The organism is Longimicrobiales bacterium (genome assembly GCA_035764935.1).
Taxonomy (GTDB): Bacteria; Gemmatimonadota; Gemmatimonadetes; order Longimicrobiales; family RSA9; genus DASTYK01.
The window spans coordinates 1-12,978 of sequence record DASTYK010000058.1 but is presented as its reverse complement, the minus strand read 5'-3'; the positions used below and the strand labels follow the sequence as shown (position 1 = coordinate 12,978).

General features: G+C 68.3%; 10 protein-coding genes. 4 read left to right on the top strand and 6 right to left on the bottom strand.

Going from position 1 to position 12,978, the window contains the following annotated elements; genetic code table 11:
* Nucleotides 1-5: 5 nt before the first annotated feature.
* Complete coding sequence (locus VFU06_04605; GenBank protein HEU5208672.1) at nucleotides 6-419, bottom strand: (deoxy)nucleoside triphosphate pyrophosphohydrolase; 414 nt, start codon at nucleotides 417-419, stop codon at nucleotides 6-8.
* 234 nt (nucleotides 420-653) lie between these two features.
* Here VFU06_04605 and VFU06_04600 point away from each other — a divergent pair, with 234 nt between their 5' ends.
* Nucleotides 654-1,010 carry a YciI family protein gene (locus VFU06_04600; GenBank protein HEU5208671.1) on the top strand — a complete coding sequence of 119 codons (357 nt, stop codon included), beginning with the start codon at nucleotides 654-656 and terminating at the stop codon, nucleotides 1,008-1,010.
* Complete coding sequence (locus tag VFU06_04595) at nucleotides 1,007-2,344, top strand: sigma-70 family RNA polymerase sigma factor (GenBank protein ID HEU5208670.1); 1,338 nt, start codon at nucleotides 1,007-1,009, stop codon at nucleotides 2,342-2,344. Before VFU06_04600 ends, VFU06_04595 begins: the two co-directional genes overlap by 4 nt.
* Before the next feature lie 15 nt (nucleotides 2,345-2,359).
* On the opposite strand, the gene VFU06_04590 is transcribed toward VFU06_04595, so the two are convergent.
* The 4 genes from VFU06_04590 to VFU06_04575 all read right to left on the bottom strand — a co-directional run bounded on the left by VFU06_04590 (nucleotide 2,360) and on the right by VFU06_04575 (nucleotide 8,565).
* Nucleotides 2,360-3,616 carry a VWA domain-containing protein gene (locus tag VFU06_04590; protein ID HEU5208669.1) on the bottom strand — a complete coding sequence of 419 codons (1,257 nt, stop codon included), beginning with the start codon at nucleotides 3,614-3,616 and terminating at the stop codon, nucleotides 2,360-2,362.
* A gap of 214 nt (nucleotides 3,617-3,830) precedes the next feature.
* Nucleotides 3,831-4,886 carry a 2-oxoacid:ferredoxin oxidoreductase subunit beta gene (locus tag VFU06_04585; GenBank protein ID HEU5208668.1) on the bottom strand — a complete coding sequence of 352 codons (1,056 nt, stop codon included), beginning with the start codon at nucleotides 4,884-4,886 and terminating at the stop codon, nucleotides 3,831-3,833.
* A complete protein-coding gene (locus VFU06_04580; GenBank protein ID HEU5208667.1) occupies nucleotides 4,883-6,736 on the bottom strand; it encodes a 2-oxoacid:acceptor oxidoreductase subunit alpha in 1,854 nt (617 codons plus the stop codon). The genes VFU06_04585 and VFU06_04580 overlap by 4 nt, the downstream gene beginning before the upstream one ends.
* Nucleotides 6,733-8,565, bottom strand: a complete 1,833-nt coding sequence (locus VFU06_04575) for an FAD-dependent oxidoreductase (GenBank protein HEU5208666.1) — start codon at nucleotides 8,563-8,565, stop codon at nucleotides 6,733-6,735. The genes VFU06_04580 and VFU06_04575 overlap by 4 nt, the downstream gene beginning before the upstream one ends.
* Nucleotides 8,566-9,041: 476 nt before the next feature.
* Here VFU06_04575 and VFU06_04570 point away from each other — a divergent pair, with 476 nt between their 5' ends.
* On the top strand, nucleotides 9,042-9,386 hold the full coding sequence (locus VFU06_04570) for a PadR family transcriptional regulator (protein ID HEU5208665.1): 345 nt from the start codon (nucleotides 9,042-9,044) through the stop codon (nucleotides 9,384-9,386).
* A complete protein-coding gene (locus VFU06_04565) occupies nucleotides 9,383-12,037 on the top strand; it encodes an ADOP family duplicated permease (protein HEU5208664.1) in 2,655 nt (884 codons plus the stop codon). The genes VFU06_04570 and VFU06_04565 overlap by 4 nt, the downstream gene beginning before the upstream one ends.
* 42 nt (nucleotides 12,038-12,079) lie before the next feature.
* On the opposite strand, the gene VFU06_04560 is transcribed toward VFU06_04565, so the two are convergent.
* Nucleotides 12,080-12,850, bottom strand: coding sequence for an RES family NAD+ phosphorylase (locus VFU06_04560; protein ID HEU5208663.1), 771 nt, complete (start codon nucleotides 12,848-12,850; stop codon nucleotides 12,080-12,082).
* Nucleotides 12,851-12,978 lie beyond the last annotated feature (128 nt).

The window sequence follows — 12,978 nt, the reverse complement described above, 5'->3', positions numbered from 1 at the left end:
CGGGTCTAGCTCGGCTGTGCGATCAGCCATTCCGCGAACGCCCGATCGCTGGGCGCGAGCGGCAGGTCGAGCATGGCCGCAGGCTCGACCCAGCGGAGGTCGTCGTGCTCGAGCGGCTGTGGTTCCCCGGTGAACTCGACGCGCACGAAACGGATCAGAAAGGGCGAGCCCGCATCGTGTCGCTCGAAGACTACGCCTCCGATCCGGGTCACGCGCACGCCGAGCTCCTCGTCCAGCTCTCGTTCGGCTGCGGCGCGCAGTGATTCGCCGGGCTCGAGCTTGCCCCCCGGGAACTCCCAGAGCCCGCCATGCCGCTTGTGAAGCGGTCGCCGACAGACCAGGAAACGCCCTGCGCGCTCGGTCACTGCGGCCAGGACGGGGATCAGGACGTCGTCTTCCCGGGATAGCGCTGCTGACACGGCTCTCCGGTGCTGCGAACGAGGAAACCGGCCGACCGGCGGACGGCCTTCCGTTGACCGGCCAGTGCGCCGCGAGCGCGCGCCTCGCGTGCGGCGCGCGGTCGTCGCAGAATAGGCCCGAACCACGCGGGCGGCCAGCGTCGAATCCCGGGGCTCCCGATCGTCTTCACCGGACGACGGCAGTATCCGACCACGCGGCCCCGCGTCCGCGGCCGCTACCCAGGAGGTGGATCCATGGCGAAGTACCTGTTGATCGCGCGTGACGGCAGCGAGTGGGAAACGTTCGCCGCACAGGCGTCGCCTGCCGACATGGAGGCGTGCATCGGTCGCTACATCGCGTGGAGCGAGCGACTGCGCAGCGCCGGCAAGCTGATCGCGAGCGAGAAGCTGAAGGACGGCGAGGGTCGCGTGGTGCGCGCGGAGCGGGGCGAGACGCGGGTGACGGACGGGCCTCACGTCGCTAGCAAGGAGGTGATCGGCGGCTTCTGGCTGTTGAGCGCCGACAGCTATGACGAGGGGTTGGAGCTCATCCGCGACCATCCTCACCTGGAGTGGGGCACGCTCGAGCTGCGCGAGATCGAGGAGCTGTGAGCGACGCGGCCTTCGACCACCTGTTCCGACATTCCACGGCGCAGGTGGTCGCGGCTCTCGCGCGCGAGCTGGGCGCGCACCGCATCGACCTCGCGGAGGAGGCGACGCAGGACGCAGCGCTCAGGGCACTGGATGTCTGGCGTTTCCAGGGCGTGCCCTCGAACCCGCGCGGCTGGCTGTATCGCGTTGCCCGCAACCGTGCACTGGACGTGCTGCGGCGCGAGGCGAACTACGAGGGCAAGCTCGCCGAGCACGCATGCAGGGACGGCGTGCCGCCGGCCCGACGAGCAGCAGGCCAGGCGGGAACCGCGGAGTCGCACATGCGACGCTGGACATCACCGCCCGCTGCCGGCGATGTCCCGTTCGATGACGCCGAGCTGGCGCTGGTCTTCCTCTGCTGTCACCCACGGCTTTCGCCCGATGCGCGCGTGGCGCTGACGCTCCGGCTCGCCGGCGCGTTCAGCGTCGACGAGATCGCCGCCGCGTTCCTGGCCGAGCCCGCCACGATCTCGCAGCGGATCGTGCGCGCGAAGCGCACGCTGGCCGGTGTCGACGACGTCGTCGAGCTGACGGATCCTGCAGATGTCGCCGATCGGCTGGACAGCGTGCTGGATGCGCTCTACCTGCTCTTCAACGAGGGATACGACGCGCACGCCGGTGCGCAGCTGGTGCGCGCGGAGCTGTGCAACGAAGCGATCCGGCTGATGCGGCTGATCGCCAACGACCCGCGCACCGAACTGCCGCATGCGCATGCGCTGCTTGCACTGATGCTGTTCCAGGCCAGTCGCCTGCCGGCGCGGGTCGACCATGCCGGCGAGCTGGTCCTGCTGCCGGACCAGGACCGGGACCTCTGGGATCGTGGGCTGATTGCCGAGGCCTTCCACCACTTCGACCGCTCCACGACGGGCGAGCGGCTGACGTCGTGGCACGTGCAGGCTGCGATCGCCGCTGCATACGCGAGCGCACCCGCGTGGGACGCGATCGACTGGGCTCTCGTGCTCATGCTGCACGATCAGCTGTACGAGATCGAGCCGACCCCGGTCGTCGCACTGAACCGGGCGATCGCCCGCGCCCATGTGGATGGCCCACGTGCCGGGCTGGATGCTGCGCTGCCACTGCTCGAGCATCCTGCGATGCGCCGCTACTTCCTGCTGCCCGCAACGCTCGCGGCATTCGCCCAGCAGCTCGGAGATTTCGCCGCTGCCGCCGGCTGGTATCGCATGGCGCTGCGGCTGCCATGCAACGACGTGGAGCGCAGGTTCCTGGAGCGGCGCCTCGCGGTGGCCGGCGCGGGCCAACCGGCCAGCAGCGCTGCAGAGCCTGCTGACCGGTGACCCGTGAAGGGGCGTTCAGGAAGGTCTGCGCCGGCGCTCGATCAGGTCGCGCTTGCGCGTGCGGCCCACCTTTCTGTCGTACGCCATCTGGTGGAGGTACTTCGCGTTGCGCTCCTCGGCGAAGGCGGTCGGCGCTTCCGCCGTGAGCGCGTCCAGGTCGTCGATCTCCGCCTGCACGTGGTCGTCCCGCACACCCGCGCTGCGCATCTTCTCGACTGATTCACGCAGCGTGCGACGCGCGGCGTCGTAATCCCCGCGCTCGCGCGCACGCAGCGCCTCCTCGCGTGCGTCTGCCGCGTCCAGCAGCAGCGACTCGCGCTCGATCGTCGCATCGACGTGCGGCACGTGCGCGGCATCGAGCGTGACCGGCAGGGTGGTCGTCTCGTGCCGGACGTCGCCGGCATCGAGAACATCCGCGCTGATCGCCAAGGTCGCGACCGCAAGCGTGCTCGCAGGTGCGACGGGGAGCAGGAACTCCACCAGCAGGAGCCGCGGCTCGCGCGCATACAGGTCGCCCATGTCGTAGCGCACGCCGTCCTGCGTGGCGCTCGACGTGTACGCGTGCCGCACGCGCACCGCCTGAACGACCGGCGCAGGGGCAATGGTCACTGAAAGGTTCTGCGCGCACGTTCCCAGCAGGTCACTCAGCTCGTCGCGGAAGATCGCAAGGGCCTGGTCGGCCGTCTCGATATAGTACGTACCGCCGCCGCCAGCTTCCGCCATGCGCCGCAGCAGCGTCTCGTCGTAATCCTCGCCGAAGCCGATCGTCGTGGTGCTGATGCCGCCTTCACGGGCCCGTGCGGCCATGGACGCGAGCTGCGCCGGATCGGTGATGCCGGTGTTGGCGAGCCCGTCCGTGAGCAGGACGATGCGGCGTACCAGGCGCTCCGCTCCGGTGTCGAGGAGCTCGCGGCCGCGCAGCCAGCCGCCGCTCAGATTCGTGGAGCCGCGGGCGGCGATCGAGCCGATGCGGTGGGACAGGTCCGGTGCGTCGCCGCCCGCGGCACGCGCCGCGACCGTGGCCACCTCGTGATCGTACGCGACGACGCTCACCCGGTCCTGTGGCCAGAGCCGGCGTGCGACCTCGAGCGCGGCGTGCTTCGCGGCGTCGATCTTCGTGCCCTCCATCGACCCGGAGCGGTCGAGCACGAGCGCGAGGTCAAGGGGAGTGCGGGTGCCGGCGGGAGGCGGGCTCCCCTCGATCCGCAGGAGCATGCGGACGACGTGGCCGTCCGGCACGGTGTGATGGTCGAGCTGAACTTTGGTCTGCATGGGGCTGGCACCCTCCGCTGAAGTGGTCGTTCCAATGTGCGGGAGGGGTGTGACAGTCCGGTGAGACCGTCGAATGTTCGATGGCCAACACGTACGAGGGCGTGCGGAGCGCCGACTGGTACGCGACCCGGAACTGCCGCTTGAGATGGAAGAACAACAATGCGCGCGGCCACCAGCAGGCCGCGCGCATCGTGTTCCCGGGGAGACCCTGCCGCTACACCCAGCGGGCCTGGATCGAGTCGAGCACCGCCGCGCCGGGACACAGCTCCTCGAACGGCAGCACGTTCAGCGGTGCCTCCACCGTCTCGAGCAGGTCGTGCATGTCCGGTACACTCGTGTCCACGAACAGCAGCCCTGTCGGCACTTCACCGGCCGCCTGCCGCGCCTGGATGTATGCCCAGGCCGCGTCGCGGTCGGTGGGGTCGTAGCCATCGGCCACGCGCCGGAAGCGCAGCATGCTGCCGTCGTGCATCGTGACGTGTGCGACGTCGCCCATGGTGTAGCTGGACGTGATCTCCTCCGCGGGCGGAACGAAATCAGCACTCACGATCTCCACGTCGCGCTCGCGCGTGGCCTGGTAGCTGCGCGTCGAGCCTTCGTGGTCGTTGAAAGTGACGCAGGGCGAGATCACGTCGATCAGCGCAAAGCCCTTGTGCGCGATCCCCGCCTCGAGCAGCGGCACGAGCTGCGCCTTGTCGCCCGAGAAGGAGCGTGCAACGAAAGTCGCGCCGAGGGATATCGCGAGCAGCACGGGGTCGATGGGGGCCTGGCGGTTCGCCTCGCCTCTCTTCGTCTTCGATCCGATTTCTGCCGACGCGCTGAACTGCCCCTTGGTCAAGCCGTACACCCCGTTGTTCTCCAGGACGTACAGCATGTCCACGTTGCGGCGGATCGCGTGGCAGAGCTGGCCGAGCCCGATGGAGAGCGAGTCCCCGTCACCGGAAACGCCGATGTAGGTGAGCTCGCGGTTCGCGGCCGCGGCGCCGGACGCGATCGCGGGCATGCGGCCGTGCACGGCGTTGAAGCCGTGGGCGCCGCCCAGGAAGTAGGTCGGCGTCTTGGCGGAGCAGCCGATGCCGCTCAGCTTTGCCACGCGGTGTGGCGGGATCTCGAGCCGCCAGAACGCCTCGATGATCGCGGCGGTCACGGAGTCGTGGCCGCACCCCGCGCACAGCGTCGACATGGAGCCCTCGTAGTCGCGCCGCGTCAGGCCGAGGGCGTTCTTCGGCAGCGAGGGGTGGTGAACACGCGGCTTCGCGATGTATGTCATGAGTGCACCTCGACGATCCGGCGCCGCGGTTCCACGGGCGCTGCGGCCTGGACAGCAGCCAGTACTCCGTCGACCACGGCATCAGCCGGCAGCGGGTAGCCGCCGAAATGGGTGATGCTGTGCAGCTTCTCGCGCGGCGCGCCCGCCTCCATGATCAGCAGGTGGTGGAGCTGTGCGTCGCGGTTCTGATCCACGACGAACGTGATGTCGTGCGCCGCGATGAACCCTGCGACATCGGGTGCGAACGGGAAGCCGCACGGCCGCAGGAAGTCGGCGTGAATGCCCAGCTCCGCCAGGCGCGCCTGCGCCTCGATGACCGCGCGCCGCGAGCTGCCGATCGCGATCAGGCCGACCGTGGCCGGGGCGGCCGCAGGGATGTGCTCCGATGCGGGGACGTGCGCGGCCGCGTTCTCGATCTTGCGCGCGAGCCGTTCCATCACGTCCGCGTAGGCGGGTGGATCCTCCGTGTAGCGGCCGAATCGGTCGTGACCGGAGCCGCGGGTGAAGAACGCGCCTTTCGCGCTCTGGCCGGGCAGCGTGCGGTACGGAATGCCGTCGCCGTCGGAATCGAGGTAGCGCGAGAACTTCTCGACGCGCTCGAGTGCCGCGGCGTCCAGCACCTTGCCACGGTCCGGGCGGTAGGTGTCGTCCCACCGGAGGCGCGGCACCACCCAGTCGTTCATGCCGATGTCCAGGTCGCTGACCACGAACACCGGCGTCTGGAACCGCTCGGCCAGGTCGAACGCGGCGACCGCATGCGTGAAGCACTCGTGCGGGTCCGCAGGGACGAGCGCGATGTGTTTCGTGTCGCCGTGCGACGCGTACACGATGCTGAGCAGGTCGCCCTGCTGCGTGCGCGTCGGCATTCCGGTAGAGGGGCCGACGCGCTGAACGTCGAAGAACACGCCCGGGATCTCCGCGTAGTACGCGAGCCCGATGAACTCGCTCATCAGCGAGATGCCGGGGCCGCTCGTGGCAGTGAACGCGCGGGCGCCGTTCCACGTCGCGCCGAGCACCATGCCCGCCGCGGCCAGCTCGTCCTCGGCCTGCAGGATCGCGACGCGCCGCTTCCCGCTCGCGGGATCCTTGCGGTACTTCGCCGCGAAGCTGGAGAACGCCTCGATCATGGACGTCGACGGGGTGATCGGATACCACGCCGCCACCGTCGCGCCGGCGAAGAGACAGCCGAGCGCCGCGGCCGTGTTGCCATCGACCAGGATGTGGTCCGCAAGCGCATCCATTCGCTCCAGCCGGATCGGCAGCGGACAGGCGAGGTGCGCACGCGCGTGCTCGTAGCCGACGTCGATCGCGGTGTAGTTGGAATCGAGCAGCGCCTGCTTGCGGCCGTATGTCTCGCTCAGCAGTGCGCGTACCACGTCCAGCTCCACCCCCAGCAGCGCGGTGAGGGCACCCACGTACATGATGTTCTTCATGAGGATGCGCTCGCGCACGCCGGCGAACTTTTCCGCGCACAGCGCGGCGAACGGGATGCCGAGGAACGTCACGTCGTCGCGCAGCAGCGAGCGATCGAGCGGCCGCGTCGAGTCGTACAGAACCCACCCGCCGGACACGACCTCCGCGATGTCGCGAGCGTAGGATGCCGGGTTCATCGCGACCATCAGGTCGAAGCGCGGCGTGCGCGCGACGTGGCCGTCGGCGTTGACCCGGATCTCGTACCAGGTGGGCAGCCCCTGGATGTTGGAAGGGAACAGGTTCTTGCCGGAGACCGGGATCCCCATGCGGAAGATCGCCTGGCGCAGCAGTGTGTTGGCACTCGCGGAGCCCGTGCCGTTGACGGTCGCGATCTTGAACGCGAAACGGTTCGTGCGGTCCTGCGTCGGGCGTGTCATACCCCCACCTCCACGCCTGCCGCGACGGGTTTGCCCGCATACGGCAGGAGGATCTCGGATCTCATCATGTCCCACGCCGCTGTCGGGCAGCGTTCCGCGCACAGCCCGCAGTGGATGCACACGTCCTCGTCCTTCACCATCACGCGTGCCGTGTGCTGGAGCGGCCCCGAAACGAAGAGCGGCTGGTCGACGTTGTTCGCCGGGGCCGTGAGCTGCAGCCGCAATTCCGGCTCGGGCGCATCGTGCACGATGGTGAGGCAGCTCATCGGGCAGATGTCGATGCAGGCGTCGCATTCGATGCATGCCGAAGCCGTGAAGTGCGTCTGGATGTCGCAGTTGAGGCAGCGCTCGACCTCACGCAGCGTCTGGTCGAGATCGAAGCCCAGCTCGACCTCCACCTTGACCCCCGTGAGGCGCTGCCGCAGCGCGACGTGTTTCATCGCCGCGCGCCGTGCCGGCTCGTAATCGTTGCTGTAGCTCCACTCGTGCAGCCCCATCTTGGTGCTCAGCAGGTTCATGCCGATCGGCGGCCGCTCGGTGACGGGGATGCCGCTGCAGTGGTTGTGGATCGAGATCGCCGCCTGGTGGCCGTGGGCGACCGCCCAGATGATGTTCTCCGGGCCCCACGCGCCGTCACCGCCCGCGAACACGCCGGGCAGCGTCGTCTGGTGCGTCACCCGGTCGACAACGGGCATATCCCACTCATTGAACTGGATGCCGATGTCGCGCTCCAGCCACGGGTAGGCGGGCTCCTGGCCGATCGCCAGGATCACGTCGTCGCACGGGACGACGACCTGATCGAGCGTGCGTGAGCGCTGCCTGCCGTTGTCGTCGTACCACTCGACGATGTCGAACGCCATGCCGGTCAGCCGCCCGTCCTCGATCACGAAATGCGACGGCGCATGGTTCTCGACGATCGCGACGCCCTCTTCCTCCGCGTCCGCCAGCTCCCAGGGCGACGCCTTGAAGTAGGGGCGCGGGCGCCGCGCCATCACCTTCACGTCCTTCGCGCCGATGCGGAGCGACGTGCGACAGCAGTCCATGGCCGTGTTGCCGACACCGATCACGAGCACGCGCTCGCCGATCCGGTCGAGGTGGCCGAATGCGACCGACTCCAGCCAGTCGATCCCGATGTGCACGTGCTTCGGGTCATCCCAGCGGCCGGGCGCGTCCAGCTCCTTGCCGCGCGGTGCGCCCGATCCGATGAACACGGCGTCCCAGCCCTCGCGCAGCAGCGCTTCCATCGAGGTGACAGGCGAGTTGAGCCGCAGGTCCGCGCCCATGTCCAGGATCGCGTTGATCTCTTCGGTCAGCACCTCGGGCGGCAGCCGGAACTGCGGGATGTTCGACCACATGAGACCGCCGGGCCGGTCGTGCTTCTCGAACAGCGTGACGTCGTAGCCGAGCGGCAGCAGGTCGTTCGCAACCGTGAGCGATGCAGGGCCCGCCCCGATGCAGGCGACGCGCTTGCCGTTCTTCTGTTCAGCCCGCTGCGGCAGTCGCGATGTCACATCGCCTTTCAGGTCCGCGGCAACCCGCTTCAGCCGGCAGATCGCGACCGGCTCGCCGTCCACCCGCTGTCGCCGGCACGCGGGCTCGCAGGGGCGGTCGCACGTGCGTCCGAGGATGCCGGGGAAAACGTTGGACTCGCGGTTCAACAGGTAGGCATCTGCGAAGCGGCCCTGCGCAATCAGACGGATGTACTGCGGAACGTCGGTGTGGGCCGGACACGCCCACTGGCAATCGACGACCCTGTGGTAGTACGCGGGGTCGGTCGTGTCCGTCGGCCGGACCGCCCCGCCGCCCTGATTCCCGTTCTGTCTTCTCATTGCCGCGGCTCCACTGCCCGCATGTCGCGCCTGGCGTCGACATGAGGCGTGATCGAAAACATCGGACACATCGAACCTGTACAGCGTGCGGGATACTCGAGGCAGACCAGTTCCGCCGGGTCGTCTGTCACGCGCCGCACCGAGGGATCCGCGAGCGCACGGAAGTCGACGGGAACGGGCCGGTCGCAGGCGGAGCAGTACGCCATGTGATGGGGCATGGCTTGCCTCCTGGGGGAGCCGTTGTCTCTCGAATGTAGGGTGGTGGGGATTGGAAGGGGTAGGATTGTTTCCGGAAGCCTTTGTCGGGTAGACCTCGATTGACTTCGTCGAACGGCGGGTTCTGGGCGGCGGGTGATGCGAGGCGGGTGGCGGACGCTTCGGGTTTGACGGCGGGTGAGGGGCGTGCGGCAACGGAGTTCTTGCTTCTGCCCGGCCTTCACCGCACCTTGGAACCTAAACCGCTTAGGGGAAAGCCGATGGGGGTCGACGTCGTTCCGGGCACGCTCGAGCTGCTGTTGCTGAAGACATTGAGTCGCGGTGACATGATGCACGGTTTCGCGATCCTGCAGTGGCTCCGGCGCGTGACGCGCGGGGATCTGGTCGTGGAGGAGGGCGCGCTCTACCCGGCGCTCCACCGTCTCGAGCGGCGTCGCCTGCTGTCGGCAGAGTGGGGCGTGTCGGAGAAGGGGCGGCGTGCCAAGTACTATCGGATCACGGCTCGCGGGCGCGAGCAGCTCGAGGCGGAGGAAGCCCGCTGGACGCAGTACATGGCTGCATGGCGCCGGATCGCGAGAGCGGCCAGTGTCCCGGCGGGTGCATGAGCATGCTGCGTCGCCTTTTTCATTTGCGACTCTGGGGTCCGCCAGTCGACGACGCGGTGGACTGGGAGATCGAGCATCACATCGAGGAGCGGGTGGAGGAGCTGCGCTCTACCGGCATGTCGGAGGCCCAGGCTCGTGCCGAGGCACGGCGTGCCTTCGGCGACCGCGCGCGGCTTCGATCGGAGCTGCGCCGTATCGATCGAGGTGTGCGTCGTCGGGAGCGACTCACCGCTTTCATCGGAACGGTGCGACAGGACCTCCGCTACGGTGCCAGGGCACTTGCCGTCAACCGTGGTTTCGCGCTCGGCGTCATTCTGACGCTTGGTCTGGGCATCGGAGCGAACAGTGCGCTGTTCAGTGTGGCTGACGCACTCGTGTTCCGGCCGCTGCCGTTCACGCAGCCCGAGGAACTGCTGGAAGTCTACCAGACGAGCGGCAAGGATCAGCGCGGCCGACCTTACCTCGATCCCGGGATCGTACGCGGCTGGCTGAGCGATCAGGCTGTTGCGACGGCGGCGTTCATGCATGCTCGCACGACGGCCACGTACGTCGGTGGTGCCGAGCCGGTCGACCTGCCAGGCCTCGCCGTTACAGATGCGTTCGAGGAAACCCTGGGCGTGCTGCCGCAACCAGGCCGCGGCCTGATGCCGGAAGATACGCGCGTGGGTGCAGCTCCCGTCGTGCTGATTTCGTTCGAGTTCTGGCAGCGTGCATTCGGTGGCTCCGACGTGCTCGGCACGATCGTGCAGCTCGACGGTGTGCAGCGCGAGATCGTCGGTGTGATGCCACGCGGCTTCAAGTATCCCCTGTATTCGACGTCGGATTTCTGGGTCCCCATCCGAGCTGACGATGCGTATCTGAGCACGCAGGCGCGGATGGTCGGGCTGGTTGCACGAATTCAGCGCGGAGATTTCGCGGCGGCGGAGGCGGGGGCCTCCACACTCGCTCGTTCGCTCCTCCAGCAGGATGATCCTCGCAGTGAGGCGGACTGGCGCTTCCAGCAGCTCGATGATTCCCGCCTGGCCACGATCGAGCTGCGGCGCTCCCTCACGATGCTCGCGGCGGCCGTCGCGCTGACGCTGTTGATCGCAGGCGTCAACATGGTGAGTCTGCTGTTGCTGCGCGGGGCGGCGCGTACACGCGAGCTCGCGCTCCGGCTTGCGCTGGGTGCGTCGCGCGCACGGCTGGTACGCCAGCTCGCGACGGAAGCGCTCCTTCTGGCCCTGTGCAGTGGCGTGCTCGCGGCACTGATCGGACGCATCACGCTGCGTCTGCTGCAGTCGCGCCTACCTGCATCGATCGCCTTCTGGTCACCACATCCCATCACTTTCGAGCAGCGTACGCTCGTGTTCACGTTCGTCGTTGCACTTGCGAGCGGTCTGGTATTCGGGCTGCTGCCGGCCATGCGCGTGACGAGGATGGCGGGATCGAAGGCGGGCACCGGGCTCGCGCCCCGGGCCTCCGTAAACAGCACCGCGTCTGCCGGATTGCGTCGCGCGCTCGTTGCGTCCGAAGTCGCAATCGCAGTCACGCTTCTCGTCACCGCAGCGCTGCTGATGGCGAGCTTCGTCCGCCTGACACGCGTGGATCCAGGTGTGGATCTCGAGCGACTCGCCGTCCTCGATCTCTCCGTATCGTCCTCCGAGTATCCGCAGCCGGAGGCGCGCGCGGCATACTTCAATCGAATCGCGGAGCGCATACGAGCGCTGCCCGGCGTCGATGACGTCGCGATCACCGGTGGCATGCCGCCGCATGGCGGGATCTCGTTTGACCTGACGTTCGAGACAGATGACGGTATCAAACGTCCCCTCGAGGGATTCCTCCCCTTCACGAACGTCGGTCCGGACTTCTTCAGGGTCACCGGGGCACGGCTGCTTGCAGGACGTCCGTTCCATCCCGGCGAAGACGATGCATCGGGTGCTGTCATCATCGACGAAGATCTCGCGCACCATCTCTGGCCGGGGAGCAGTGCGATAGGCCAGAGGTTCAGGACCGACCCGGAAGCAGACTGGCAGACCGTAGTGGGGGTCATGGCCGACCTGAAGCTGATCGGCCCGGATGATCGCACGGGAAACTTCGAGGTGCTCTACCCGCTCGATCGCTTCCAGCACGTCAATGCCGGCATTGCCATCCGGGCACGCGGAGATCCCGGAGCAGTGCTGCCTGACGTGCGACGTACGGTGCATGACATCAATCCGACGCAGGTCATCAGCCGGCTGGACAGGGCGGCAACCATCTACGCGGGATCACTGGACCTGCCCCGGTTCCTGTTCGTGATCATCACGAGCCTAGCCGTCGTCGCGTTACTGCTCGCGGCGATCGGCATCTACAGCCTGCTCTCTTACGGAGTAGCTCGTCGTTACCGCGAGATCGGCGTCCGGCTGGCCCTGGGCGCCGAGGCGAAGCAGGTTCGTTGGCTCGTCGTGGGCGAAGCCCTGGTCCTCGTCCTCACCGGCACGGTCGTCGGCATGCTCAGCGCGTTGGCAGCCTCGCGGATTGTCCAGGGGGCGCTGTATGGCGTGAGCGCGACCGACTCCAGGGTCTACACGCTCGTCGCAGCCATGGTGCTCAGCGTGGCCGTGATCGCTACTGTTGCCCCGGTGCAGCGGGCTTTACGCGTCGATCCGGTCAAGGTGCTGCGGACGGACTGAGCCGGTCGCGGACGCGCAGGCGGGAAGGTAGGGAGGGGGCGCTTAGCCCGGCAGCGCCCGCTTCTCGTATACCTCGGAGATCCGCTCGCCGTCCCACACGTACGTCAGGTGCTGGATCTCCCGGCAGCTCCGCACCCGTCGCGGGCTGAAGACCGCCACGCACCGGCCGCCGTCGTGGCGAACGCTGTCGTAGGCCACACCGTCGCTTCCGGCCTGCCGTGCACCACGCGCAAACGCCTGCGAGGCGCCGTAATCATCGGGGTCGTAGATCGCGGGGAGCTGGGACTTCATGCCGCGGATGTCGTGCAGCCGCGCGTCCAGCTCGGCCACCAGGACACGCATGTCCAGGTGCATCGGCGGCTGCCCGGTCGCCGCCATGAACTTCGCGCGGTGGTACGACGTCTCCGCGATGGACGTCGCCAGCGTCTGCGCCGCGTACCACGCGCCATGCCGCTCGTCGCTGAAACGACCGCCGCCGGGCGGCGTGTGCGTGAACGCGGCCATCACGTAGCCGGCGCCCGGCCCGGTCACCCGCTGGTCCGAAGGGACGAGCTGGATGTCGCCCACCTCGTCGCGCAGACGGTCGTTGGTCAACGACTCCAGCGCGATCACGGCGTCCAGGTCGTCCGGATCGGCAACGCGCTCGAACAGGTCGATCGGCGGGAAACGGCTCGGAATCGCCCGGTAGCACGCGCGCCAGCGGATGCGGCGTACGGGAATCCTCGCCAGGGACGGGACGTCAGGCGTCGCATGCTCCTCCTCATCCGGCCGCGGCGGCTCCGGCACCTCCGCTGCCGCGGGGCTCACGGCCACCCGCCACGCTCCGCATCGAGGTAGCGCCGGACCTCGTACAGGTCCGCCACATTGCCCGACAGCATCCGATCCAGCGCCGATCGACCGCCGAACGGCAGCGCATCGTTCGGCCGGCGCACCCACGCGTC